This is a genomic window from Campylobacter concisus (assembly GCF_002914195.1).
Classification (GTDB): Bacteria; Campylobacterota; Campylobacteria; order Campylobacterales; family Campylobacteraceae; genus Campylobacter_A; species Campylobacter_A concisus_M.
On the sequence record NZ_PPAU01000122.1, the window covers coordinates 22965 to 47350 of the forward strand.

Below are 24386 nucleotides of genomic sequence, written 5' to 3' on the forward strand. Positions count from 1 at the left end.
CACTTTGAAATTTATCTCAAGTCGCTTTTATCTCTCTTTGGTTTTGCAAGAGTTGTTAGCACTATGACGAAAAAAGCGATGCCAAATGTGACATACAAGATGATCTTTGGCGAGTCAAACTCTACCCTCGACCTTGCGACCTCTTCGCCGCTTGCCTCCATTAGCTCGCCGCGCTTTATCATCTCGCTGATATCTTTTGTGCTAAGCTCTTTAGACGGCCTTGTTAAAATTTCTATGACGCTAAGATCTGCCACCTCATAAACGCTATGTCTAATGCCATAAAATGGCTTTATACTGCTAAAAAAATAGACCTTATCGCCGTTTGCATAGACTGCGCCATACTCGCCATCTTTTACCAACTCTATCTTGCGCCATGATGAGCTTGGGGCAAATTTATATAAAGAGACAGTTTGTGCCACTAAGTGTCTGCCGTGCTTTGAGCGCTGCCACTCTTCGCCTTGCTGTAAAAAATACGCTGAGCTCTCATCTACAAAAACGTCAGCATAGAGCCTTTTTAGCTCGCCTTTTAGCTGGTAGTCTGAAATTTTAGCTTGTTCGTTTTTACTGCCATCCCAAAAGTAAATTCCATCTTTACCGGCAAAAATAGGCCAAAACGAATGCACGTTATCCACACTATAAATGGCGCTATAAGGCATATTTTGGGCGCTAAATTTACGCTCATTTGCAAACGCCGCCCCACTTTTTGGTTCAAAAAGATATTCTATGTCATGCTTTGGGTCATAGCATATCTGGCGCGTCCCATCTGAGTAGCTTGCATCAAGCCTATAAAAGCCCATAAACAAGCTTTTGCTGTCTGTGTAATATCCGCTAGCAGCGCCATTTTCTGTCGTGATGTATCTTAGCTCGCTAGGCTGCGCGTCAAGCTTTTCGCCCTTGTAGTAAAGCGTGCCGCCATCTCTTGCAAAGCCAGCGTCAAAGATAGGCTCTAAATTTGTGCTTTCAACCCTTTTTGTCCTATAAAAATATGAGCTATCATCGTAGCTTTTTATAAAGACGTGAGCAAGGTTTTTCATAATGGCACTAAATTCGCTAAATCCCGCCTCTTTCTCGCTTCTAGTGCCACAATAATAGCTTATCTTGCCATCACTTATATAGCCATTGCCAAGTACTTTGGCACTTTTTGGATCAAGACCAGGCAAAATTTCTCTAGCGCAATAGACACTATTTTTATCAGCCGCTACGTTTGAATAATCATACGCGTGTTTTAGCTTTAAGACCCTAAAACTAGCTTCATCAACGCCTTTTAGCTCATACTTGCCACTGCCTGAAATTTGAACGTAAATTTTACCCTCAGGCGAGCGGTAAAACTCACTATTATCAATGTTTGCAAAGCTTCTTTGATACTCGCCCTCATGCCATAGATAAAGCATCGCCAAAACAAAAAATAGCGCCAAGATGACTAAAAAATAAATAAACCTAATAGTAATTTTTCTCATAATCTATAGTCATCCACCCTTTTTTTAAGCTCGTTTTTTTGCTTTTTGTTTTTAAAAATAGCGCCAACCACCGAGACTATAAATGCGATGGCTAAAAATATCCAGTAAGCATATTTTTGCGAGTAATCATCAAAGTCGCTTATCGCATCGATCACCACCTCGCCCTCAGCTGGCACCATAGCGCCTTGATCTACCATTTTTACTATCTCATCTAGTTTTAAATTCTTAACATTTGAGCCATAAGGACGAGTGAGAATTTCAACCACACCAAGGTCGTTTATATCATAAACGCTGCTGTTAAAATGCCAGCCGTAGCCGACGTTATCAAAATAATAGGTCTTATCGCCGTTTGCATAGACCGCTCCGTAGCTATCGTTTCTTACAAAGCCGATCTTTCGCCACTGCTCTTTTGTATCAAGCATTACGATGCAAGTGTGGCGTGAGCTTAGGCTGTGGTTATTTTTTGTGTTATGCCAAATTTCATAGGTTTTTAAAAAATATGTCTTGCCATCACTTATTACTACGTCGCCATATAGCGGCGTTATCTCGCCTTTAAATGGATCATCTCCGTCCCTTACAAACTCGCCCTCATCTATACTGTTATACCACTGCCACTTTCGCTCCCAGTGATAGATACCGCCTTTACCGCGAAAAAGAGCGTGATAGGAGTGCTCATCTTTTAGGTTAAAAAGTGGCTCGTATGGGGCAAATTTGGGGTCAAATTCATGGTCATTTGCATAGACCATGCCAGAATTTGGCTCATAAAGATAGTGAATGCGCCATATCTCGCCAATATCACGCATTTGCGGGCTAAATTTGATCCCAAGTTTTGTGCTGTCATAATAGACATTTTCCCCATCAGTCGTAAAATGCACGCTCTTTCTGCCAGATACCTGCTCGATATAACGCATCTTGCTGGCATTTGCGCCATCTAGCTCTTTGCCCTCATGATAGACCTTCACACCATCACTTGCGTAGCCAAAGCCCAAGATCGCTGCTAAATTTGCGTTATCAACCTCTCTAAATTTATAGATATGAGTTTGCGCTTTTGGGGTGTTAAACATTTTGTGTGAGAAGATATCCCAAAACTCTTTAAGTGCAGATATTTCAAGGTTTGTCTCGCTTACGCTATCGCAAAAGTATGTGATCTTGCCATCGCCAAAGTAGCCATTGCCAAGCGCTCTAACGCCATTTGGATCAAGCCCGCTCATCACGAGATTGCCACAATATACCGCCTCATCGCTAGCGCCAACGTTTCTGTTGTCGTATTTTCCGGTGTCAATGTATCTAAATTTGCTGGCCCTTACGCCTATTAGCTCAAATTTACCGCCGCTTGGCACCATGGCATAGACCTTGTCATCTTTGACGTAAAAAAAGCTATTATTTAACTCTTTACTATCGCCAATGTCGTCATCTAAAATAGTAGCTAACCCAAAGATAAAAAAATAGACAGCAAAAAATATCACAACTATGGCAAGTAATGTGGTGATTAGCGGATGTTTTTTTAGCATTTTAGCTCCATTTCAAACAAATTTAGCGACCTCATCATGGCGCAAAAACCTTTCATAAATTTAAATTTTAAAGTACCTATCCAAATATAAAATATCTAAAAATTAAAAACCTAAAATATGCGGATTTACCCATCCAAAATAGAAAACAAGCGGCTGCTAACATAACAAAAAGCCTATAAATGCTAAATTCCAATGTGATCCCATAATAGATAACTCCCAAAGCAAGAAAACAAAGATACAAGGCAACAAGCAAATAAAATAAATTTTCGATCCTTGCAGAAAGCCCTGACTCTTAGCTGTTTTTTGCGACGAGCCAAATGCTCTCTATCTTATTTAAAAATCCAACCCTCTTATATTTTATCTCGACTAGAACGCCTACTTCATATTTTTCTATCTCTGGTGAAAACACCCCGCTAAATCTCTCTTTACCTATCAAAAGGCTCATGCTTGTGGCTAAATTTTGACTAGCAACTCTTCTATTTAGCGCGCTTATCCTGCCGATCTTTTTCAAGCTACTCCAGCCCCTCGGCGATCTCAAGTACTTCAAAATAGTCATTTTCAAGCTCTTCGAGCTCGGCTTTTGCTGCTTCTAGCTCGTTATAAAGCGTGGTAAGACCTAGTTCTTGATAAATTTTAGGGTCGCTTAGAGCCTCGTTTAGCTCGGTTATTCTTATTTCAAGTGCTGAAATTTTATCTGGATATGTGTTTAAAATTTGTGTTTGTTTGTAGCTTAGCTTTGCGCCTGTTTTGCTCTTTTGCTTGGCTTCATTTTGACTATTTGAGAGCTCTTTTTCAAACTTATCAAGCTCTTTTAGCTCATCTTCAAGCTCCAAATATACGCTGTACTCTTCGTGCAGAACGTTTATCCTCTCGCCTTCAAACGCCCAAAGCTTACTCGCCATCTTATCAACAAAGTATCTATCATGGCTAACGAGCAGGATCGCTCCCTCAAAGCTTTGCAAGTAGTCCTCTAAAATATTAATAGTTGCGATATCAAGGTCGTTTGTCGGCTCGTCAAGTACCAGCACGTCGTAGGTTTTTGTAAAAAGAAGTGCAAGTGCCACGCGGTTTTTCTCGCCGCCACTTAAAACGCCTATCTTTTTATCTAAAAATTCTTTTGAAAAAAGGAAATTTTTAAGATAGCCATAAACATGTATATTTCGCCCACGAACCAGCACGTGATCACCACCATTTGGACAAAATGTCTCAATAAGACTCTTGTCATCATCAAGGACATTTCTAGCTTGGTCAAAGTAGCCGATACTCACCTCGCCTCTTTTTATTTCGCCACTACTTGGCTTTTCAAGTCCTAACAAAATTTTAAGTAGCGTACTTTTGCCGCTGCCATTTCGTCCGACTATGGCGATCCTCTCGCCCTGCAAGACCCTTGCGTCAAATTTTTCAAAAAGCACCTTACCATCTATGCTTTTGCTTAAATTTTTAAACTCAAAGAGCATTTTTTTGCGGTTTTGGCTCTGCGTTTGGTTGAAATTTTTACTCGCACGCTCAAGTTCTAGCCTCACGCGCCTTATCACACCTGGATTTTTCTTAGCCTCCTCGCGCATAGCGAGCACCCGCTCTTTTCTACCCTCGTTTCGCTTTAGCCTAGCTTTCACGCCTCTTCTTAGCCACTCCTCTTCAGCCTTTAGCTGTTTTAGTAGCGTCTCATGCGACTTTGCAAGGCTTGCTAAAATTTCCTCTTTTTTGGTTAGATAGTTTGCATATCCACCCTCGAAATTTTTTAAGCTTGCATCCTCAACCTCAACACACCTGGTTGCCAGTGCATCGATAAAATACCTATCGTGGCTTATAAAAACTATGCTTTGATTTGAGCTCTTTAGTATATCTTCAAGAAATTTGACCATGTAAACATCAAGGTGGTTTGTCGGCTCGTCAAGTAGCAGCACATCTGGCTTTTTAAGGATGAGCGCACCCAGTGCCACGCGTCTGATCTCGCCGCCACTAAGCGAGCAAATGGGCCTATTTTCATACTCTTTTAGCTTAAATTCTTGCAAAATTCGCTCGATCTTATGCTCGATATTCCAGCCATCCTTTGCCTCTATAAATTTTAAAAGTCTCTCTTGCTCTTTTAAAATTTCTTTGTTCTCTGGGTCATTTGCTAGTAAAACACCGCTCTTTTCATATTCGCTTATCGCATCAAATATCTCTTTTAGCTCGTTATTTAGCGCCTGCCTTACGGTAAAAGTTGCGTTAAAATTTGGAGTTTGAGCTAGCATCTCGACGCTTATTAGGCTTTGCACTATGCGTCTGCCACTATCAGCTGCCACCTCGCCAGAGATGATCTTCATAAGCGTGCTTTTACCGCTGCCATTTTTGCCAATGATCGCTATCTTTTCATTTTCATTTACACTAAAATTTACAGCGTTTAAAATCTCATTTGCGCCAAATTTTTTACTTACGTCTATCAGGTCGATTAATGCCATTTTTCTCTCATTTTTTAAATTTCTTGCGATTATATCAAAAGGGAGCTAAAACCTAATTTTGGCTATAATCGCCAAAATTTTAAAATAATTAAGGAAAATTTAATGAACTTATCTATGAGAAAACTCGTAGTTCCGATATTTTTGGATATGTTTTTACACTTCATTACGCTCATCATCAACACCTACATGGTGACAAAAGTGAGTGTGCATCTAGTTGGTGCCATGGGTGCTGGCAATCAAGTGATGGATCTTTTTATGACCATTTTTAACTTTCTAAGCATTGGCTGTTCGGTAGTAGTAGCCCAAGCGCTGGGAGCTAAAAAGAACGATCTTGCTTCAAACGTCATACACGCAAGTATCACGTCAAATACGCTCTTTGGTATCTTCTCGGCTATCGTCATCTACGTCTTTGGCTACAACATCTTAAATTTACTAAACGTGCCAAAAGAGCTTATAAATGATAGCTTCTCATATCTTCACATCCTTGGCTTTGCCCTACTTTTTGATGGTATCGGCATGGTGCTAGCTGCGGTGCTTCGCGTATATAATCTAGCAACTGCTGTTATGCTAACTTCGGTTTTAATGAACGTAATTACGATTTTAGGCAATGCTATCTCCCTTTTTGGCTGGTTTAATCTGCCAAATTTAGGCCTACAAGGAGTCGCTATCTCGACACTTGTTGGCAGACTAGTAGGCATTTTTGTGCTAGCTTATATGCTAAGTCAAAAGGCAAAAGTTAAAATTTACTTTAAAAAGCTACTTGTCGTGCCATTTGAAATTTTAAAGAAAATCCTCTCAATCGGCCTTCCAAGCGCAGGCGAAAATTTACTCTGGATGGCGCAATACATGGTCGCTTTTGGCTTTGTGGCAAGCATGGGCGAGGCTAGCCTTAGCGTGCAGACCATTTACTTTCAGATCACGCTTCTTATCTTGCTTTGTGGAGCAAGCATTAGCGTGGCAAACGAGGTCATTGTAGGACATTTAGTTGGAGCAAGTGAGTTTAACGAGGCCTATACAAGGACATTTAAGGCGCTAAGACTCGGCGTTTTTATAACGCTCGTAGTCGTACTTATAGCTTATGCGCTAAAGCATCAAATCATGGACGCACTAAATTTAAACGAAAATTTACGTGCGATCATGCTACCGCTTTTTACACTTTCGATATTTCTTGAAGCGGGTAGAACCTTTAACATAGTCATCGTAAATGCCCTTCGTGCAAGCGGTGATGCAAAATTTCCACTAGCAACCGGGCTTATCTTTATGTGGGGGCTTTCGCTGCCACTTGGATATTTTTTAGGCATCTATCTTGGCTGGGGAATTATCGGCGTTTGGATAGGGTTTTGTGCTGATGAATGGCTAAGAGGCCTTGCAAATACGTGGCGTTGGAGAAGCAAAAAATGGCAAGAAAAACGCCTAGTTTAAAGCAAAAGAGCATAAATTTAGACTTTTATGGGCTAAGCGTTTTAATAAATTTTAAAACAAATGTAAAATCCATGCGTTTAAGAGTTGGCAAGGACGCTAAGATCACGCTATCTATGCCATTTTACAGCACACAAAAGATGGCTCTTAGCTTTCTTGAGATGCATAAAATTTGGCTTGAAAATACTTACAAAAAAGCTCTTGTAAATTTGCCAAAAGATGATGAGATGAAATTTCTTGGACAAGTTTATAAGATAAAATTTGATGAAAATTTTAAAGAGCCATTTTTTGATGGCGAGTTTGTCTTTACGCCAAATTTAAAAAGCCTTGAGTGTTTTAAAAAAGTAAGAGCAAAAGAGCTATTTTTAGAGCTTGTAAGCCATTTTCAGCCTTTTATAAATAAGCCAATCAAGCGCATCGTCATACGAAATAGCAAAACTCGCTGGGGCAGCTGCAATCATAAAAAAGGCTATATAAACCTAAGCCTAAGACTCATAGAAAAGCCACTCTCAGCCGTGCACTACGTCGTTCTTCACGAACTAACACACATGCTCTATCCACATCATCAAAAAAGTTTTTACGATTTTATAGAAAAAATCATGCCTGATTATAAAAAACAAGAGCAAATTTTAAAAGCGTAATTATTTTTCATCAAGTAAGTGTAAAAATTAATATGCTAAAATTGCATGTTAATTTACAAAAAAGGGAATTTCAATGAAAAAAATGATTTTTATCTCAATATTAGCTGCTTGTGCTTTTGCAGGTAACTTTGAAGATGGACTAAAGGCATATGGGAGCTCAAATTTTAAAGAAGCTTTGGCTAAATTTGAAGCAGGATGTTTGGCAAATGACGTAAAATCTTGCGTAAAAGTTGGAGCGATTTACCAACTAGGAAAAACAGCTCTACCTAATCCAAGCAAGGCCTTAGAGTACTATAACAAAGCTTGCGAAGCTGGCGAGGTTGAAGGTTGCTCGGCAGCTGGTGGACTTTATCTAAATACTGAGCCACAAAAAGCAAGAGAACTTTTTAACAAAGCTTGTGAGAAGAATGATGGATATTCTTGCGAGATGGTAGGTTCTATCTTGATAGAGGCTAAAGAATTTAAAAAAGCTTATGAATTTTTAGTAAAAGGCTGCGAATTAGGCGATAAGATGTCTTGCGAATTTGCAGGCGATCTAAGGCGCTCAAAACAACTATAATTTTTAGGCTTTCGAGCCTAAAAATTTCTTATTTAATTTATTACACCAATATCCTTAAACAAAAAATCCTAAAAAACACTTATTTTAAATAGAAATTACTCAAAGTATAAAGGTAGCCCTAAAAAATTTATATTAGAAATTTAGGCAAGAGTGCTCTTGCCTAAGATTAGATTATTTTTATTTGATCAAGTGGTTTGTCTTTAATGCCCCATTGAGTCATAAAAACAAATCCATAAAGTACAGCAGCTACGATATAAGCAGTGTATTCGTTTGGTATAAGATTAAATTTCGCACATATATTTGGCACAAGAGCTAGTGGCACAACAGGGATCAAAAGAATACGCTCCCAAATTCTAAGCTTTGTGACATAGTAGCCTTGAAGTAAGCTTGAAAATGCAAACATTCCCACGATCGCCATACCAAAGACAAGTAAAATTTCAAGTGGATTGCTCATCCAGACTATTCCTTTTGAATCAAGCGGGTCACCCTCATTTACGCTTTCTATTAGCATAAGTTTGTTGTTAAAGAAAAATGCAAATGGCAAGATCGCCGTTCTTAGATCATAAAAGAATCCTTGAACGCCAACGGTTATAGGATTTGCTTTCGCGATACCAGCTGCTGCATAAGCTGCGATACCAACTGGTGGCGTGTCATCAGCTAAAATTCCAAAGTAAAATACAAAAAGATGCACAGCAATGGCTGGGATCAAAAAGCCATTTTTGTGCGCTAAAAATAAAATAACAGGTGCCACAAGGCTTGAAACTACGATGTAGTTTGCCGTCGTTGGAAGACCCATTCCTAGTATTAGCGACATCATCGCAGTAAGAAGCAATATCATAACTATATTATCACCAGCAAGTAGCTCAACTAGATCTGAAAGAACTTGACCAAGGCCAGTTAAAGAGATAGAGCCCACGATGATACCTGCAAGTGCGGTTGCAATGGCGATCGTTGTCATACTTTTTGCGGCTGCAACCATCGCCCAAAATATATCTTCAAAGCCTATTAACACATCATTTATTCCAACTTTTTCGCCACTTGCTAGTTTTTTAACTGGCTCTTGAAAGATCATTATTAAAAATAAAAATCCAATCGCATTAAATGCTGCAGCGATGGCTGACTCTTTTGCGATTAATAGCGTATAAAGCAAAATCAAAATCGGAGTTATATAGTGAAGTCCGCTTACAAAAATTTTAAATCTTGAGTGAAACTCGCTTTGATTTATACCTTTTAAGCCAAGCTTCACACTCTCTAAATGAACGATAAAAAATAGTGACAAATAGCAAGCAAAAGCCGGAATTACCGCTGCCATCATGACATTTGTATATGTCATGCCTAAAAACTCAGCGATAATAAAAGCAGCTGCGCCCATGATCGGAGGCATAAGCTGGCCATTTACGCCAGCTGCAACCTCAATGGCTCCAGCTTTTGTGCGTGAAAGACCGGCTTTTTTCATAAGTGGTATGGTAAATGTGCCAACTGTTACAACATTTGCTGTGGAGCTGCCTGAAACCATGCCTGTTAGGCCACTTGCGATGACTGAAGCCTTAGCTGGACCGCCTCTATATTTGCCAAGAAGAGAGAAAGCTAAATTTATGAAATATTGTCCAGCACCTGCCCTCTCAAGCAATGAGCCAAAAAGAACAAAAAGATAGATAAAACTAACGCTAACTCCGATAGGCACACCAAAGATACCCTCAGTTGTCAAAAACATATGTCCTGCGATCTTTTCAAAGCTGGCACCTTGATGAGCGATGATGTCTGGCATGTAAGGACCAAAGTGATCATATATCAAAAATAATATACAAATAATTGGAAGTGCTGGCCCCATTACGCGCCTGCCAGCCTCAAGCAAGACAATGATCGCTAAAAACGATATGACGATATCTTGTGTGATGTAGTCCCCTGTCCTATCAGCTAGCTCATAAAAATAAACCGCCGGATAAAGCACAGCAATAACGCCTACCACGCAAAAGACTAGATCGTAAAATGGCAAACTAGAATGTGCCTTTTTATGAAAAGTGACTGGATAAAGCAAAAATACAAGCCCAACCGCAAAGGCTAAGTGTATTGAGCGCGAAATATTTGTATTAAGCGGAAAATAAGCTATATAAAGCTGAAAAACTGACCAAGAAAAGCATACGATCGCAATGAAATAGTTGTAAAAATTGCTATTTATCTCTCTTGTTTTTACCTCGACAAATTGTTCTTCGTTGTCTTTGACTTCGTTCATCTCTCTCCTTTAAAATTTAAATATATAAATTTAAAAGAAGAAATTTGCATATTTAAATTTTATCCAGAGGCAAAAGCCCCTGGAGATGGATTATTTTAAGATACCAGCCTCTTTAAACGCAGCCTCTGCAGCTGGGTGAAGCGGAGCTGAAAGACCTTGGACGAGATCTTCTTTATTTACTGATTTTAGTGCTGGGTGAAGGGTTTTATACTCATCAAAGTTGTCTAAAATAGCTTTTATCACAGCCTTTACAGCCTCATCTTTTGTGTCTTTATTAGTTACCAAAACAGCTTTTACGCCGATAGTATTTACATCGTGATCTACGCCATCATATGAGCCTTTTGGGATCACACCTTTTGCAAAATATGGCTTCTCTTTAAGAAGATTATCGATCTCGCTACCTTCGATGTTTAGGATATCAATGGGCAAAGATGTCGCAGCATCAGTGATGTTTGCAGTTGGGTGGCCGACGACAAAGCTATATCCGTCTATCTTTTTATCTTTTAGTGCGTGCGGGCATTCGCCAACTGTTAAAACGCCGCGGTAGCCTAGTTTTGAAACGTCAAAGCCTTTTGCTTTAAAGACTTCAAGCGTACTTACTTCATTGCCGCTGCCTGGGTTTCCGACATTGTATTTTTTGCCTGCAAATGAAGCAAGATCGCTTGTTAGACCGCTATCTTTTGCTACAACAAATGCAAGAAGCTCTGGATAGATAGCAACTACTGAGCGTAAATTTTCATCTTTTGCTCCGTCAAATTTGCCAGTGCCATTAAATTTATCATAGACAACGTCACTTTGAACAAAGCCAAATGTAAGCTCTTTTTTCAAAACGTTATTCACGTTATAGACTGAGCCACCAGTTGATTGGACCGAGCATTTTACATTAGTATTTTTGTTTGCTAAACGGCAAATCGCTCCACCTATCGGATAATAAGTACCTGTCATGCCGCCAGTACCGATACTGATAAATTCTTTTGCTGAAAGAGTTGTTGCTAAAAGCAAGCCAGCAAGTGCCAAAGAAGTAGTTTTCATCTAAGATCCTTTCAAGAAATTTAAGGCTATTTTATTCTATAAATTTAGCTTTTTACCTTATTTAATATGATATTTTCATGCCGTTTTGGTAAAGTTGCAACCATTCTACACAATCAAGACTTAAAAAAATATTTTCTTAAGATTAAATTTATATTTCTTTATCAGCCAAAATAAATTTGATAAACCGGCTATTTAAATATCATTTTTTATTGTATAATCCACCGCAGTTCTAAGTTTTAGAAAAACTGTTGCAAATTTACAACTAATCAATAGCTTTTACAAATGTTAATAACAATCAAAAATTTATTTATGGAGGAATTCATGAAAAAATCACTTATGTTGGCCGCTTCAATGCTGCTTTTGTCTTTAAATTTTGCTTCTGGTGCGGACGAAAAAACGCAAGTTAGCTTTAGTGGCTCATCTACTCTAGCTCCAGTCATCGCTAAAATTTCAACCGATTTTATCGAAAAATACGAGACTTGGGACAAAGTAGATAGCACTTTACCAAACAAAAATATCACCATTTTTGTCTCAGCTGGCGGCTCTGGTGCTGGCGTGAAAGCCGTGCTTGATCATGTCGCTGACTTTGGCATGCTAGCTCGCGACGTAAAAGATAGTGAAAAAGCAAAAATAAAGGATATGAAAGCCTACACGCTTGGCATAGACGCACTTTGCGTGGCTGTAAACCCAGAAAATGAGGTGATAAAACTAAAAGGTGGAAATTTAAGTAAAGATGAGATCGTCAAAATTTTCTCAGGCGAGTACAAAAAGTGGAGTGACCTTGACAAGTCTCTACCAAATGACGAAATAGTCGTAGTTACAAGAGATCTTGGCGGCGGTGCTCACGAGGTATTTCAAAAAAAGATCATGAAAGATGTCAAAGTTAGTAAAAACGTCATCCAATCACCTTCGATGGGCGCGCTTGTCTCAAAGATCATCGAAAATAAAAATGCTATTGGCTACGCATCTTTTGGCATCACAAACCAAAACAAAGGCAAGCTAATACCACTAAACGTTGACGGCGTGGAGCCAACTGTGAAAAATATAGTTGATGGCAAATACTACATCTCTCGTCCGCTTATCATCGTAAAAAGTGGCGATCTAAGCAAGAGCGAGCAAATTTTTGTAGACGTTCTAAATTCAGCCGAAGGTCAAAAGACTATCGAAAAAATGGGATTTATACCAGTAAAATAGTCTAATGACAGGGCAAATTTTTAAAGGCGGGGTATATGCTTTCACACTTTTATCCGCCATGCTTTTGCTTTTACTCGTGGGGTTTTTACTGCTAAATTCCACGAGTTTTTTTGCAGAAGTAAGCCTTTTTGACTTTTTGCTAAATGGCGACTGGGACGTTAGCACAGAGCCTTTTAGCTTTGGACTATTTAATATCCTAGTCGCAAATTTCGCAGTTGCATTTCTAGCTTGCATATTTTCATTTTTCATCTCGCTTGGCGTTACTATATTTATATGCTTTTTTGCGAGCGCCTGGCTTAGGCACGTGCTAGACTGGATGATACGAATACTAGCTGGCATACCCTCTATCATCTATGGATTTTTCGCGCTTTACACGGTTGTAAAAATTTTAGAGTCAGGACTAAAAATGTCTGCTGGCGAGTCGGTCTTGGCAGCTAGTCTCATCCTTAGCGTCATGATACTGCCATTTTTTACCTCACATTTGCTCCAAAGTGTAGATCTGCTAAAGCAAAATTTCAAAACAAACTCAGATGCGCTTGGCGTAAGCACAGGATATTTTATAAGAAAAGTCATTTTTAGAAAATCTATAAAAGCTAGCGTTTCAGGCTTTATACTCGCATTTTCAAGAGCAGCTGGCGAGACGATGGCCGTGATGATGGTCATAGGCAACACCCCACTTTTTCCACACCTGCTCTCAAAAGCTCAGACCATACCATCTCTAATAGCCCTTGAAATGGGCATGAGCGAGGCTGGCAGCCTGCACTATCACGCTCTTATTGCAAGCGGATTTGTCCTGCTTGTTTTTATTTTTATGCTAAATATTTTTATCTTTAAATTTGAGAAAAACAATGAATGCTTTTAAAGATTTTATAGTCAAATTTTACGCTTATCTTTGCGTATTTATAGTGGTTGCGGTGATATTTTGGATATTTTATTTCATCTTTGCAAATGGCATCTCTCAGATAAATTTAGACTTTCTTACCAAAAACCCACAAGGTTTAAATTTAGGTGAGAGTGGTGGCATAAGAGACGCTATCATAGGCTCATTTTTGCTGATGATACTATCTATGATATTTTCTGCACTTCTTGGCGTTAGCTGCGCCATTTATAGGCAAATTTACTGCACTTCTAGCACGATCAAGCTTGGGCTTAAATTTATCATCCAAACGATGGCCTCCATACCCTCTATCTTGCTTGGGATGTTTGTTTATGGGCTTTTTATCGTTAGTCTTGATATCCCAAAGAGCCTACTAACAGCTAGTATTACGCTTGCTTTGATGGTCTTTCCATTTGTTGAAGTTAGCACAGAAAAGGTGATCTCGCAGATCGATGAGAAGATGTTAAGAGATAGCTTCGCGCTTGGCGTTGATAAAAATTTCATGGCTAGAAAGCTGGTTTTGCCAGCTATTAGAAAAAATATCATATCTATTTTAATACTAGCTGGCAGCTACGCCATAGGGGCAACTGCGCCACTACTTTTAACTGGTGTCGTCTTCATGGCAAAAGTAGAGGGGCTGCTCTCGCCAGTTATGGCGCTGCCTTTTCACCTGCATATGCTCTTAAGTCAGTCAGTCGCAACGCAAAATGCCTACGCCACGGCGCTTGTGCTCATTTTTATACTTATCATTTTGCACCTGCTTTCAGCCGTAGTTTTATTTGATATAGGAGAGAAAATTGCCAGATATTTTAAACATAAAAGAGCTTAGTATCTTTTACCAAGAGAATGAAATTTTAAAAGATCTAAATTTAGACGTCACACAAAATGAGATCATCTGCCTAATGGGCAGCTCAGGATGTGGCAAATCGACATTTCTTTCAGCACTAAATGGCTTTTTAGAGCAAAAAGGCGGCAGATATAGCGGAGAAATTTTATTTAAAGGCGAAAATATCAAAGGCAAGGACGAAATTTGGCTAAGACGAAAGCTAGCTATACTCTTTCAAGACGCCACGCTCTTTCCTTTTAGTGTCGAGAGAAATTTGACCTATGCGATGGAATTTTATGAGGGCAGTATAAAAGATAAGCAAAAAAGAGTAGAAGAGCTACTAAAAAGCGTAAATTTACTTGATGAGATAAAGGGCCTTGATATGCCAGCTAGCAAACTCTCAGGCGGTCAAAAGCAAAGACTTTGCATCGCAAGGATGCTAACTACAAAGCCTGAAGTGCTTATGCTTGACGAGCCTTGCTCGTCACTTGATATGAAAAATGTCTTGATCGTAGAGGAGCTTTTAAAAAGCCTATCGAAAAAATATACGATCATCATCACCACGCACAACGAAGAGCAGGCAAAAAGGCTTGGCGGCAAGATAGTCCACATAGTGGATAAGAAATTTACATTTTAAAAGAGCTAGAAATTCTAGCTCTAATTTTAGTCGATAAATCTTTTTGTGATATTTGAGTAGGCATCGATCCTGCGGTCTCTTAAAAATGGCCAAATTCTGCGCACTTCTTCGCTTCTTTTCATATCAATTTCTACGATCTTACATAGCTCATCTGTGCTATTTGCACGGAAAAGCTCCTCGCCTTGTGGCCCAAAAACAAAACTATTTCCCCAAAATTTGATCCCATCCATCACGCCGCTATCATCTTTTTCAAAGCCCACACGATTTACTGCGACCACTGGCAGGCCATTTGCCACGCTGTGGCCTCTTTGCACTGCCACCCACGCTTCAAGCTGTCTTGACTTTTCATCCTCGCTATCGCCCTCAAACCAGCCAATAGCCGTTGGATAGATAAGAATTTTTGCCCCTTTTAGCGCCATCAGCCTAGCTGCCTCTGGGTACCACTGATCCCAGCAGACCAAAACGCCAAGCTTGCCAAGGCTAGTTTCAATAGGCTCAAAACCGATATCACCAGGCGTGAAATAAAATTTCTCGTAAAATCCAGGATCATCAGGGATGTGCATTTTTCGGTATTTGCCAGCTACGCTGCCGTCACGCTCGAAGACAAAGGCGGTGTTATGATAAAGTCCGTCAGCCCTCTTTTCAAAGAGCGAAGTGACTAAAACTACGCCGTTTTCCTTAGCCACCTTGCCCCAAAAAGCGACGTCATCTTGCCAGTCATTTGCGTGATCAAAGAAATTTGTATCCTCGCTTTGGCAAAAGTACTGCGTCTGGTGCAGCTCTTGGCAGACGACTAGATCGGCACCATCTTTTTTTGCCTCAGATATTAGCTCAAGCGTCTTTGCGATGGTTGCCTCTTTTGTCCCTTTAAATTCTTGTTGAAGTAGTGCTACTTTCATCTCATTTCCCTTCTTTGTCGTTATATGGGTCTAAATGTGTGGTTATCTGCCACGAATAATCCCTAAATTTCTCTCTTATCTCAGCTTCAAGCGAGTCGGCCACCTCGTGTGCGTCGTAAAGCGAGATATCTTTGTCAAAAACTAAATGCAACGTTAAAAATATTGTATTTGCGCTCTGTCTTGTGTTTAAGTAGTGAAAGTCTGAAATTCTCTGCTTTGCCTTTATCATCTTGATGATCTCATCTGTGACTTCAGGGCTTGCTGCGTGATCTAGCAAGATGCCAAAGGCGTCTTTACCTAAATTTATAGCGCTTTGAGCGATGTAGCCGCTTATCACGATGCCAAAGATCGCATCTATCATCACAAATCCACTAAATTTAATGACAAGAAGCGAAATAATGACAGCAAGGTTGCTAAAAAGGTCGATCTTATAGTGCAGCGCGTCTGCTTTTATGATAAGGTTGCCACTTTTTTTAGAAATTTGGTTTAAAAATAGCACCAAACATAGCGTCACCACAACCGAAAATATCATCACGCCGAGGCTTAAGCCAAGATCTATCTCTAAATTTGGCTCGCTAAATTTCTTAACACTCTCATAAAATATAAAGCCTGCCGCTAGCACGATGATGATGCACTCAAATAGCGCTGCTAACGCCTCTAGCTTTGTGTAGCCAAAGTTAAATCTCTCATCGGCTTGCTTTCTTGACTTTCTAAGTGCAAATAAATTTAAAAGCGAAACGATAAAATCAAGCATCGAGTCAATCGCCGAGCCAAGCACGGCGACCGAGCCGCTAAAAAGCCCAGCTGTAAATTTCACAAGTGCGAGCAAAAAGGCGCAAGCTCCAGCTGCGATAACTGCCTTATTTTCGCCCTGCGTGCACTCCTGCTTATTTATACTGTTAAACTCATAATCAAACGGACTTGACAAGGCTAAGCCCTTTTATATCTATTTTGGCTTGAGCAGTGAAGCGAGCCATTTTGACGGACAAAAACTAACGAATTTACACCGATGATCTTTCTATCTGGCAGTGCCTTGGCTAGTAAATTTAGCACCTTTTCATCGTTTTCGTCATTATATGTTGGCACGATTAGCGCACCATTTATAAAGATAAAGTTTGCATAGGTGCAGCCAAGCCTTTTGCCATCATAAAATTTAGGTTTTGGTAGCGGCAGAGCAAGCAGCTTAAAGCCAGTTTTTTTAAGCTCAACCTCCATCCTTTTTAGCTCTTCAAAGTGCTCATCACTCTCATCTTCGCAAGCTGCGTAAGTTATCGTATCAGTCGTGATAAAGCGCGCTAAAGTGTCGATGTGACTATCTGTGTCATCGCCTTTTATAAAGCCATTTTCAAGCCAGATGATACGCTTTAGACCAAATAAATTTTTTAGCTTTTCTTCGATCTGCTCTTTGCTAAGCGCTTTGTTTCTATTTTCATTTAGCAGACATTTTGAGGTGGTTAAAAGCACGCCATCTCCATTAAACTCGACACTTCCGCCCTCTAGTATCATATCAACCGGCTCAAGCTTAGTCTTGTAAATTTTAGCTAGCTCTAAATTTATCGCATCATCTTTTGAGCTCTTAAATTTACCGCCCCAAGCATTAAATTTAAAGTCATAGCTCTTTACGCCGTCCTTGGTACAAACGTCGATCATGCCGTAGTCTCTGATCCAAGTATCGTCAGTCTCAAGCTTTACAAACTCAACATTTTTAAATTTCTTAAATCTAGTAAAATTTGTCTCATCAGGGCAGATGAGTACCACCTTTTCATAGGGCGTAACAGCAGCCACAAGCTCCTCATAGCCCGCCAAAATCTCCTCTAAATAAGGCTCCCAGTCGCTCTTACTATGTGGCAGCGATAAAAACAAAAGCTCCTGCTCCTCCCACTCTGCATACGCTCTCACACTCTCTCCTTATAAATTTTATAAATTCCATAAATCGTAATGATTATCCAAAAGACCTCTATCAAAAATGAGCCGAGGTTAAAGTGTACAAAAAGCGAGATTATAAGCAGCACCGCACCTGCTAAATTTATTATCTGATAGGCTATATCGTGGCTATTTAGGCGGCCAATCTGAAGTAAAAAGTAGCCCATCACGATGCAAATCATCCCTAAAAAACCGATGATCTGAAAAAGATCGATCAAATTTTATCCTTTTTGTAAGCTTAAATTTAAAGCGTGATCATATCTAATTAGTTTTAAATTTATGATTATGGGATAAAATAACTCCATTTTTCAGATTGGATTAAAGTTTATGGATTTTGAGTTTATTGAGAAATTTTACCCCCTTTTTATAAAGGCTGGGATTCTCACCTGCCAGATCGCCTTTTTGGGGATCGTTTTTTCTATTTTGATAGGCATTTTTTGCATGGCTGTGAAATTTTACAAGCTAAAATTTCTCTCAAAGCTCGTTGATTGTTACGTTGAGCTTTCAAGAAACACACCACTTCTTATCCAGCTCTTCTTTTTATACTACGGCTTGCCAAAGCTTGGAGTGTCGATGAGTGGCTTTACCTGTGCGGTCGCGGGGCTTAGCTTTCTTGGTGGCAGCTATATGAGCGAGAGCTTTAGGCTTGGCTTTGAGGCGGTTAGAAAGTCGCAGATCGAAGCGGGACTAAGCATCGCACTTAGCAAAAATCAGCTCTTAAGATATGTTATCTTGCCTCAAGCATTTAGCGTAGCAGTGCCAAGCATTAGTGCAAATATTATCTTTTTGCTAAAAGAGACAAGCATCGTTAGTATCGTGGCACTTGCCGATTTAGTCTACGTTGCAAAGGATCTCATTGGGCTTTATTACAAAACAGACGAAGCGCTTTTTATGCTGGTTATTAGCTATCTCATCATCATCTTGCCAGTCTCGCTAGTGCTTAGCTACGTTGAAAAAAGGGTGAGAAATGCAAGGAGTTAGTATTTTATTTGATACGCAAAATTTACTAAGGCTCTTTGAAGGTCTAGTTGTTAGCACAGAAATTTCATTTATCTCTATCTTTATCTCTATAATCGGTGGCTTAGTGCTTGGCGTGCTTATGAGCATGAAAAACAAATTTATCTATTTTATTTTAAAAATTTGCCTAGAAATCGTTCGCATAATGCCTCAGATCGTTTGGCTATTTTTATTTTATTTTGGTGTCAGTAAGGCGTTTGATATCCATATTTCAGCATTTACAGCCTCACTCATCGTCTTTAGCTTGTGGGGAATTTTTGAAATGATGGACATCGTGCGTGGCGCAATAACATCAATACCAAAACATCAATTTGAATCAGCCGCCTCACTTGGGCTTAGTAAATTTCAAATTTACTCTCACGTTATCATCCCACTTGCCACAAGAAGGCTAGTGCCTGGGGCTGTAAATTTACTAAGCCGTATGATAAAAACGACCTCTATCGTCGTGCTAATAGGCGTTGTAGAGGTAGTCAAGGTCGGCCAGCAGATCATCGAGCGAAATGTATTTACAAATCCTATGGCACCATTTTGGATATACACGCTCATATTCTTTTTATATTTTGTGATCTGCTATCCAGTCTCAAAACTATCAAAAAAACTAGAAGAAAAATGGAGTTAAAATGAGCGAAAACATATTAGAACTTAAAAAAATAAATAAATTTTATGGAGAGCTTCACGCCTTAAAGGATATCAATTTAGAGGTAAAAAGCGGTGAAGTGGTCGTGCTTCTTGGACCATCTGGCTGTGGCAAGAGCACAACTCTTAGATGTATAAACGGACTTGAGAGCATCGCAAGCGGTGAGATAATAATCGATGGTGAAGTGATTGATGCTAAATTTAATGATTGGCAAAGGATCCGCCAAAAAGTCGGCATGGTCTTTCAAAGCTACGAGCTCTTTGATCATATGAATGTCATAGACAACGTCCTTCTTGGGCCTTTAAAGGTGCAAAAAAGAGATAGAGCCGAGGCTGAAAAAACAGCTGATATGTGGTTAAGCAAGGTTGGGCTGCTTGATAAGAAATTTGCCTATCCAAAGGAGCTAAGTGGCGGCCAAAAGCAGCGTATAGCAATCGTTAGAAGCCTTTGCTTAAACCCTGAAATTATGCTATTTGACGAGGTTACGGCTGCACTTGATCCAGAGATCGTTAGAGAAGTGCTTGATGTGATACTAAATTTAGCTAAAGATGGCATGACGATGCTAATAGTCACACACGAGATGAGCTTTGCAAGAGCAGTTGCAAACAAGATCGTATTTATGGACGCTGGAGCGATCGTGGAGATCAGCGAGCCAGAAGAATTTTTTACCAGCCCAAAGAGTGATCGCGCGAAGAAATTTCTAAATTTATTCTCGTTTTAGAAAAAATAAGAGATAATTTGCCGTTTTTTCAAAATGCGTTTAGGGCGAAAATTTAACGCTCTTATTTATTTAACTTTTTTACAAGGAGAAAGAGTGAGAAAATTTAAATTTTTCTTATTAGCATTAATCGCTACCGTCTTTCTAACGGGTTGTGGTAATGACAAAGGTGCCGACACGGCAAAAGCTGCTTCAAACGAAGCTGATACGATCGCAAAGATCAAAGAGCGTGGATATGTAAGAATTGGCGTTTTCAGCGACAAACCACCATTTGGCTATGTCGATAAAGATGGCAAAAACCAAGGCTATGATATTTACTTTGCAAAACGTATCGCAAAAGACCTACTAGGCGATGAGAGCAAGGTAAAATTTGAGCTAGTTGAGGCTGCTGGTAGAGTTGAAGTTTTAGTAGCTGATAAAGTAGATATCACGCTTGCAAATTTTACAAAAACACCTGAGCGTGCACAAGTTGTTGATTTTGCGCTTCCATACATGAAGGTTTCACTTGGCATCGTAAGCCCTGAAGGTGCAGTGATAAAGAGCATCGATGAGCTAAAAGACAAAACCCTAATCGTAAATAAGGGCACAACCGCAGACGCATTTTTTACAAAAAATTATCCAGATATTAAGCTTGCAAAATACGACCAAAATACTGAAACATTTGCAGCTTTGGTTGATAAAAGAGGTGCTGCACTAGCGCATGATAACGCCCTACTTTTTGCCTGGGCGAAAGAGACTCCAGGCTTTGTTGTAGGCATTGAAGCACTTGGTGATGTTGATGTGATAGCACCAGCTGTTAAAAAAGGTAACAAAGTTTTACTTGACTGGCTAAACAATGAGATCATTGAGCTTGGAAAAGAAAATTTCTTCCACAAAGACTATAATGCTACACTAAAACCGATCTACGGCGATAGCGTCAATCCAGAATCTCTAGTCGTCGAAGGCGGCAAACTATAAATAATGAGGTGTTGCAGCACCTCATCTCAAACTTTATTTACATAGCACCATACCTAAGGAATACTACTTTAAATGTTTTTATAATTATTACAATATCCATCCAAATATTCCAGTTCTTTATATACCATATGTCCATTTGGGCTCGTGTAGCAAAATCCACATTGCTTCGACCACTAACCTGCCAAAGTCCAGTAAGCCCGGGCTTACAAGATAAAACAAGCGGTAGGTATTCTCCAAAATCTTCCATTTCATTCGGAAGACATGGCCTTGGACCAACCAGACTCATCTCCCCTTTTAGAACATTTACTAGCTGCGGCAATTCGTCAAGTGACGTTTTTCTTAAAAAGCTGCCGATTTTAGTTACTCGGGGATCATTTCTATATTTTTTATACTTTTTATAATATACTACTTCTTCCGAATTTTTATCCAACCATTCTTGCATAAAACTTTGGTCAGTATGCATTGAACGAAATTTATAGCATTTGAATATTTTTCCATCCAAACCTATTCTGTACTGGCCAAAAAAAATATCGCCGGTTGGTTCTTTTACCTTTATGATTAAGATAACTACGCCAAACATGATTATCAAAAAGGGTAAAGCAAGCAATAATATTGATAAATCTAACAATCTTTTCAAAATTAAATTAAATTTGCTTTGAAGGGAATTTTGAATAGCAAATAGATTCGTGCGGGAGTTAAAAATATTATAAACACAGGCCCTTGAAAAGTCATAACTATTAAGTATTGGAGTAAATAAGATTTCTTTGTTATCCTTTATGTTCTGTTCTATAATAGTATTTAGAGTTTTAGGCTTAATATTGTTATATCCTATCAAAAGAGCATCATAGCTTTTTCCAACGGCTTTTACATAACCCAAATAATGGTTATTAAATATTGCGTATTCAAGCTCTTCGCTATTTTCTACACATAAAATTCTAGCCTTTTTTTGCCAGATGCCTACATAAAAAAGTATACGTTTGAATATAAATTTAAATCCGGGTAAAAGTATAATCATAGATAAAAAACTAAATAATAGGGTTACTTTTGAAAACAAACTATTTTCTATCGCAAGCACAAGACAAAGTAAAAAGCCTAATATGCAACTTTTTATTATAATTTTGCTTTCATGCCAAAAATCAAATCTCCTAATATAAATACCCTGATAAGCAAATAAAGATATTATAGTAATATAAACGTAGATGTACTCTCGATATGTAAATATATCAAAAAATAATGGGCTTCCATAAATAAGATTTTTGACAAAAATGCCTAAAAATATAGAGCCAAAAATAACAAAAATATCAGCTAGCAACAGCAATAAAAATGATAAAATTTGCCTCATTTTAATGCCTTAAATTCATTAAATTTATGCTCTATGTAAGTTTTTATCTCCTCCTCAAATCTTTTACGAGAAAATCTAAGTGAGTTTCTGCGAATAAAAGATGGATCAAATTTATCCACATTATGTTCAAATCTATCCAGTGCTCCAAGTAGGCTCTCAACGCTTTGCTCATAAAAATAAACACCACTGACGTTATCTATCACCGTCTCACGTACTCCGCCATTGCCGTAGCATATAACGGGCGTGCCGCACGCCTGAGCCTCTACTGGAGCGATACCGAAATCTTCCTTGGCTGCGAATATAAAAGCTTTCGCATTTTGCATCATATGCTTTATTGTTTCGTTGCTTTGATATCCTAAAATTTCTATATTTTTTTTAGCCTTACTTTTTATTTTGTCCATATCTGGACCATCGCCGATAAGCACAAGCTTTCTATTAATTTGTGAAAAAGCCTCCACTATAACATCTACTTTTTTATATGGCACAAGCCTTGAAACAGTCAAATAAAACTCATCTTTATTTTCCTTGGCCTCAAATTTATCGGTATCTACTGGGGGATATATTACATCGCTCGCCCTACCATAAATTTTTTTTATACGACTGGCAATATAGCGACTGTTTGCAATAAAATAATCCACACGATTTGTGGAAATCAAATCCCAAATACGAATTTTATGTAGAAAATATTTCGCAAAAAAACCCTTTAATCCACTATTCAGCCCGCTATTTTTCAAATACTCAAAATATAAATCCCATGCATAACGAATTGGCGTATGAACATAACTAATATGAAGCTGATCCGAATGAGTCAATACCCCCTTTGCAACCGCGTGAGAACTGGATAAGATTAAATCATACTCGCTTAGATTAAAATTCTCAATAGCATATGGAAAAAGCGGTAAATAATCACGATACCTACTTTTAGCGAATGGCAAATTTTGAATAAAGCTCGTATGGGCATACTTATTTTTTAATATTCCATACCTATCTGTATCATTCAAAAAATCGATCAAACTATAAATTTCAAAGTCAGCCCAAATATTTGTGAAACTCTCCACACATCTTTCTGCACCAGCGTAAACATTGAGCCAATCGCATATTAAAGCTTTTTTTATCATCATTAATACAAACTATAAACTCTCAAAGGTAAAATTACAAATTTTTTCTTTATTGCTTATTAAGATATAATCTCCACCACCCCTTAGAACCAATAACTTAGTTGCATGCTTTTTTACAAAATTTATATCATGAGTTATAAATATAATTGTTTTTTTGTTAACCAGTAAATTATCAAAAAAATCAAAGCATTTTTTCTGAAATTTCTCATCGCCAACTGCTAAAATTTCATCAAATATATATATATCACCATTGGCACATCGCGCTATTGAAAATGCCAATCTCATTTTCATTCCAGACGAATAGTATTTCAATGGAGTATCCACAAACCTCTCAATTTCAGCAAATGAAAATATCTCTTGCATATTATCCTTTATAAAGCATATATCCATTCCTAATAATACGCCATTTAAAAAAGCATTGTCACGACCACTTAATTCATCACTAAAAGCAACACCCAGCTCTAAAAATGGTATAACTTTACCATCTACAACAATATCACCTTTCGTAGGAGTTGATGTCTTTGCTATAAGCTTGGCTAAAGTAGATTTTCCAACACCATTTCTACCAACTATACATAATATATCCCCATTGTCAACACTCATCGACATATTATTTAGAACATCAATAGTAGGTATGCTATTTATGTTTCGAAAATAATTCTTGTAATTTATAGCGAAACTTTTCAACGAATTTGTATGAACCCCATATGATTTATATGACTTACTAACACTTTTAAATACTATCATAGAAAATCCGAAATTTTTGATTTTAATTTATTTTCAATAACTAATGATACTACAAACAATAATACAATTACAGCACTATGCAATACCCAAAGCCAAATATCATATATTAGAATAGGCGTATATCCATTAAAGAAACAATATTTAATATTTTCTAATGGAAAGGATAATAAATTGGTGCAATAATATAAAGTTTCATAT

25 protein-coding genes are annotated in these 24386 nt (G+C 38.5%); 11 read left to right on the forward strand and 14 right to left on the reverse strand.

The features are described from left to right. Positions 1-11 precede the first annotated feature (11 nt). The 4 genes from CYP28_RS08515 to abc-f form a co-directional block, all read right to left on the reverse strand. Complete coding sequence (locus CYP28_RS08515; RefSeq protein WP_103593856.1) at positions 12-1457, reverse strand: DKNYY domain-containing protein; 1446 nt, start codon at positions 1455-1457, stop codon at positions 12-14. Further along, positions 1454-2968, reverse strand: coding sequence for a DKNYY domain-containing protein (locus tag CYP28_RS08520; protein WP_103593857.1), 1515 nt, complete (start codon positions 2966-2968; stop codon positions 1454-1456). Before CYP28_RS08520 ends, CYP28_RS08515 begins: the two co-directional genes overlap by 4 nt. Before the next feature lie 292 nt (positions 2969-3260). Next, positions 3261-3479, reverse strand: a complete 219-nt coding sequence (locus tag CYP28_RS10425; protein WP_180997942.1) for a hypothetical protein — start codon at positions 3477-3479, stop codon at positions 3261-3263. Between the two features lies 1 nt (position 3480). Then, complete coding sequence (abc-f, locus tag CYP28_RS08530) at positions 3481-5412, reverse strand: ribosomal protection-like ABC-F family protein (protein ID WP_103593858.1); 1932 nt, start codon at positions 5410-5412, stop codon at positions 3481-3483. A 102-nt stretch (positions 5413-5514) separates the two neighbouring features. Here abc-f and CYP28_RS08535 point away from each other — a divergent pair, with 102 nt between their 5' ends. From CYP28_RS08535 to CYP28_RS08545, 3 genes are all read left to right on the forward strand, one after another. Beyond that, complete coding sequence (locus CYP28_RS08535) at positions 5515-6834, forward strand: MATE family efflux transporter (RefSeq protein WP_103593859.1); 1320 nt, start codon at positions 5515-5517, stop codon at positions 6832-6834. After that, the gene (locus CYP28_RS08540) at positions 6810-7472 is read left to right on the forward strand and encodes a M48 family metallopeptidase (protein WP_180997943.1); all 663 of its coding nucleotides are present in this window, start codon (positions 6810-6812) and stop codon (positions 7470-7472) included. Before CYP28_RS08535 ends, CYP28_RS08540 begins: the two co-directional genes overlap by 25 nt. 73 nt (positions 7473-7545) lie before the next feature. Further along, the gene (locus CYP28_RS08545) at positions 7546-8031 is read left to right on the forward strand and encodes a tetratricopeptide repeat protein (protein ID WP_054196802.1); all 486 of its coding nucleotides are present in this window, start codon (positions 7546-7548) and stop codon (positions 8029-8031) included. Positions 8032-8197: 166 nt separating this feature from the next. Here CYP28_RS08545 and CYP28_RS08550 read toward each other — a convergent pair whose 3' ends face one another. Both CYP28_RS08550 and CYP28_RS08555 read right to left on the reverse strand, forming a co-directional pair. Further along, positions 8198-10264 carry a TRAP transporter permease gene (locus CYP28_RS08550; RefSeq protein WP_103593861.1) on the reverse strand — a complete coding sequence of 689 codons (2067 nt, stop codon included), beginning with the start codon at positions 10262-10264 and terminating at the stop codon, positions 8198-8200. A 90-nt stretch (positions 10265-10354) separates the two neighbouring features. Beyond that, positions 10355-11296 carry a TAXI family TRAP transporter solute-binding subunit gene (locus CYP28_RS08555; protein ID WP_072594373.1) on the reverse strand — a complete coding sequence of 314 codons (942 nt, stop codon included), beginning with the start codon at positions 11294-11296 and terminating at the stop codon, positions 10355-10357. A 321-nt stretch (positions 11297-11617) separates the two neighbouring features. Between CYP28_RS08555 and CYP28_RS08560 the strand changes: the two genes are divergently transcribed. Genes CYP28_RS08560 through CYP28_RS08575 form a run of 4 tightly spaced genes read left to right on the forward strand, consistent with a single transcriptional unit; the run spans position 11618 to position 14830 of the window. Continuing rightward, positions 11618-12490, forward strand: coding sequence for a phosphate ABC transporter substrate-binding protein (locus tag CYP28_RS08560; RefSeq protein ID WP_103593862.1), 873 nt, complete (start codon positions 11618-11620; stop codon positions 12488-12490). Between the two features lie 4 nt (positions 12491-12494). After that, positions 12495-13352 carry a phosphate ABC transporter permease subunit PstC gene (gene pstC, locus CYP28_RS08565; protein ID WP_103593863.1) on the forward strand — a complete coding sequence of 286 codons (858 nt, stop codon included), beginning with the start codon at positions 12495-12497 and terminating at the stop codon, positions 13350-13352. Further along, positions 13339-14196, forward strand: a complete 858-nt coding sequence (locus tag CYP28_RS08570) for a PstA family ABC transporter permease (protein WP_103593864.1) — start codon at positions 13339-13341, stop codon at positions 14194-14196. Before pstC ends, CYP28_RS08570 begins: the two co-directional genes overlap by 14 nt. After that, positions 14165-14830 (forward strand): phosphate ABC transporter ATP-binding protein, encoded by a 666-nt coding sequence (locus CYP28_RS08575; protein ID WP_103593865.1) that lies wholly within the window; start codon positions 14165-14167, stop codon positions 14828-14830. Before CYP28_RS08570 ends, CYP28_RS08575 begins: the two co-directional genes overlap by 32 nt. A gap of 26 nt (positions 14831-14856) precedes the next feature. Here the strand turns inward: CYP28_RS08575 and CYP28_RS08580 are convergent, their stop codons facing one another. Genes CYP28_RS08580 through CYP28_RS08595 form a run of 4 tightly spaced genes read right to left on the reverse strand, consistent with a single transcriptional unit; the run spans position 14857 to position 17870 of the window. Continuing rightward, positions 14857-15729 carry a carbon-nitrogen hydrolase gene (locus CYP28_RS08580; RefSeq protein WP_103593866.1) on the reverse strand — a complete coding sequence of 291 codons (873 nt, stop codon included), beginning with the start codon at positions 15727-15729 and terminating at the stop codon, positions 14857-14859. A gap of 1 nt (position 15730) precedes the next feature. Beyond that, a complete protein-coding gene (locus CYP28_RS08585) occupies positions 15731-16657 on the reverse strand; it encodes a cation diffusion facilitator family transporter (RefSeq protein ID WP_103593867.1) in 927 nt (308 codons plus the stop codon). 2 nt (positions 16658-16659) lie between these two features. Further along, positions 16660-17628: an agmatine deiminase family protein gene (locus CYP28_RS08590; RefSeq protein ID WP_103593868.1), complete on the reverse strand. Its 969-nt coding sequence runs from the start codon at positions 17626-17628 to the stop codon at positions 16660-16662. Then, on the reverse strand, positions 17625-17870 hold the full coding sequence (locus CYP28_RS08595) for a CBU_0592 family membrane protein (protein WP_103593869.1): 246 nt from the start codon (positions 17868-17870) through the stop codon (positions 17625-17627). The genes CYP28_RS08590 and CYP28_RS08595 overlap by 4 nt, the downstream gene beginning before the upstream one ends. Positions 17871-17979: 109 nt before the next feature. Here CYP28_RS08595 and CYP28_RS08600 point away from each other — a divergent pair, with 109 nt between their 5' ends. The 4 genes from CYP28_RS08600 to CYP28_RS08615 all read left to right on the forward strand — a co-directional run bounded on the left by CYP28_RS08600 (position 17980) and on the right by CYP28_RS08615 (position 20981). Continuing rightward, on the forward strand, positions 17980-18633 hold the full coding sequence (locus CYP28_RS08600; protein ID WP_103593870.1) for an amino acid ABC transporter permease: 654 nt from the start codon (positions 17980-17982) through the stop codon (positions 18631-18633). Beyond that, on the forward strand, positions 18620-19288 hold the full coding sequence (locus tag CYP28_RS08605) for an amino acid ABC transporter permease (protein ID WP_103593871.1): 669 nt from the start codon (positions 18620-18622) through the stop codon (positions 19286-19288). The genes CYP28_RS08600 and CYP28_RS08605 overlap by 14 nt, the downstream gene beginning before the upstream one ends. A 1-nt stretch (position 19289) precedes the next feature. Continuing rightward, a complete protein-coding gene (locus tag CYP28_RS08610) occupies positions 19290-20027 on the forward strand; it encodes an amino acid ABC transporter ATP-binding protein (protein ID WP_084110057.1) in 738 nt (245 codons plus the stop codon). 93 nt (positions 20028-20120) lie between these two features. Continuing rightward, on the forward strand, positions 20121-20981 hold the full coding sequence (locus CYP28_RS08615; RefSeq protein ID WP_103593872.1) for a cysteine ABC transporter substrate-binding protein: 861 nt from the start codon (positions 20121-20123) through the stop codon (positions 20979-20981). A gap of 37 nt (positions 20982-21018) precedes the next feature. Here the strand turns inward: CYP28_RS08615 and CYP28_RS08620 are convergent, their stop codons facing one another. From CYP28_RS08620 to CYP28_RS10500, 4 genes are all read right to left on the reverse strand, one after another. Further along, positions 21019-22323: a sugar transferase gene (locus CYP28_RS08620; protein ID WP_103593873.1), complete on the reverse strand. Its 1305-nt coding sequence runs from the start codon at positions 22321-22323 to the stop codon at positions 21019-21021. Continuing rightward, positions 22320-23438 carry a glycosyltransferase family 4 protein gene (locus CYP28_RS08625; protein WP_103593876.1) on the reverse strand — a complete coding sequence of 373 codons (1119 nt, stop codon included), beginning with the start codon at positions 23436-23438 and terminating at the stop codon, positions 22320-22322. The genes CYP28_RS08620 and CYP28_RS08625 overlap by 4 nt, the downstream gene beginning before the upstream one ends. Before the next feature lie 15 nt (positions 23439-23453). Beyond that, positions 23454-24188 (reverse strand): ABC transporter ATP-binding protein, encoded by a 735-nt coding sequence (locus CYP28_RS08630; RefSeq protein WP_103593874.1) that lies wholly within the window; start codon positions 24186-24188, stop codon positions 23454-23456. Continuing rightward, a partial coding sequence (locus CYP28_RS10500) for a hypothetical protein (protein WP_219811244.1) occupies positions 24185-24386 on the reverse strand: 202 nt, incomplete at its 5' end. The genes CYP28_RS08630 and CYP28_RS10500, both read right to left, overlap by 4 nt.

Excerpts from the sequence above, each read along its gene's own strand:
- CYP28_RS08515 (WP_103593856.1), bottom strand. The coding sequence starts at position 1,457 with ATGAGAAAAATTACTATTAGGTTTATTTATTTTTTAGTCATCTTGGCG.
- CYP28_RS08610 (WP_084110057.1), top strand. The coding sequence starts at position 19,290 with ATGAGCGAAAACATATTAGAACTTAAAAAAATAAATAAATTTTATGGA.
- CYP28_RS08535 (WP_103593859.1), top strand. The coding sequence starts at position 5,515 with ATGAACTTATCTATGAGAAAACTCGTAGTTCCGATATTTTTGGATATG.
- CYP28_RS08600 (WP_103593870.1), top strand. The coding sequence starts at position 17,980 with ATGGATTTTGAGTTTATTGAGAAATTTTACCCCCTTTTTATAAAGGCT.
- CYP28_RS08520 (WP_103593857.1), bottom strand. The coding sequence starts at position 2,968 with ATGCTAAAAAAACATCCGCTAATCACCACATTACTTGCCATAGTTGTG.
- CYP28_RS08605 (WP_103593871.1), top strand. The coding sequence starts at position 18,620 with ATGCAAGGAGTTAGTATTTTATTTGATACGCAAAATTTACTAAGGCTC.
- CYP28_RS08580 (WP_103593866.1), bottom strand. The coding sequence starts at position 15,729 with ATGAAAGTAGCACTACTTCAACAAGAATTTAAAGGGACAAAAGAGGCA.
- pstC (WP_103593863.1), top strand. The coding sequence starts at position 12,495 with ATGACAGGGCAAATTTTTAAAGGCGGGGTATATGCTTTCACACTTTTA.
- CYP28_RS08550 (WP_103593861.1), bottom strand. The coding sequence starts at position 10,264 with ATGAACGAAGTCAAAGACAACGAAGAACAATTTGTCGAGGTAAAAACA.
- abc-f (WP_103593858.1), bottom strand. The coding sequence starts at position 5,412 with ATGGCATTAATCGACCTGATAGACGTAAGTAAAAAATTTGGCGCAAAT.
- CYP28_RS08540 (WP_180997943.1), top strand. The coding sequence starts at position 6,810 with ATGGCAAGAAAAACGCCTAGTTTAAAGCAAAAGAGCATAAATTTAGAC.
- CYP28_RS08545 (WP_054196802.1), top strand. The coding sequence starts at position 7,546 with ATGAAAAAAATGATTTTTATCTCAATATTAGCTGCTTGTGCTTTTGCA.
- CYP28_RS08560 (WP_103593862.1), top strand. The coding sequence starts at position 11,618 with ATGAAAAAATCACTTATGTTGGCCGCTTCAATGCTGCTTTTGTCTTTA.
- CYP28_RS08630 (WP_103593874.1), bottom strand. The coding sequence starts at position 24,188 with ATGATAGTATTTAAAAGTGTTAGTAAGTCATATAAATCATATGGGGTT.
- CYP28_RS08570 (WP_103593864.1), top strand. The coding sequence starts at position 13,339 with ATGAATGCTTTTAAAGATTTTATAGTCAAATTTTACGCTTATCTTTGC.
- CYP28_RS08620 (WP_103593873.1), bottom strand. The coding sequence starts at position 22,323 with ATGAGGCAAATTTTATCATTTTTATTGCTGTTGCTAGCTGATATTTTT.
- CYP28_RS08555 (WP_072594373.1), bottom strand. The coding sequence starts at position 11,296 with ATGAAAACTACTTCTTTGGCACTTGCTGGCTTGCTTTTAGCAACAACT.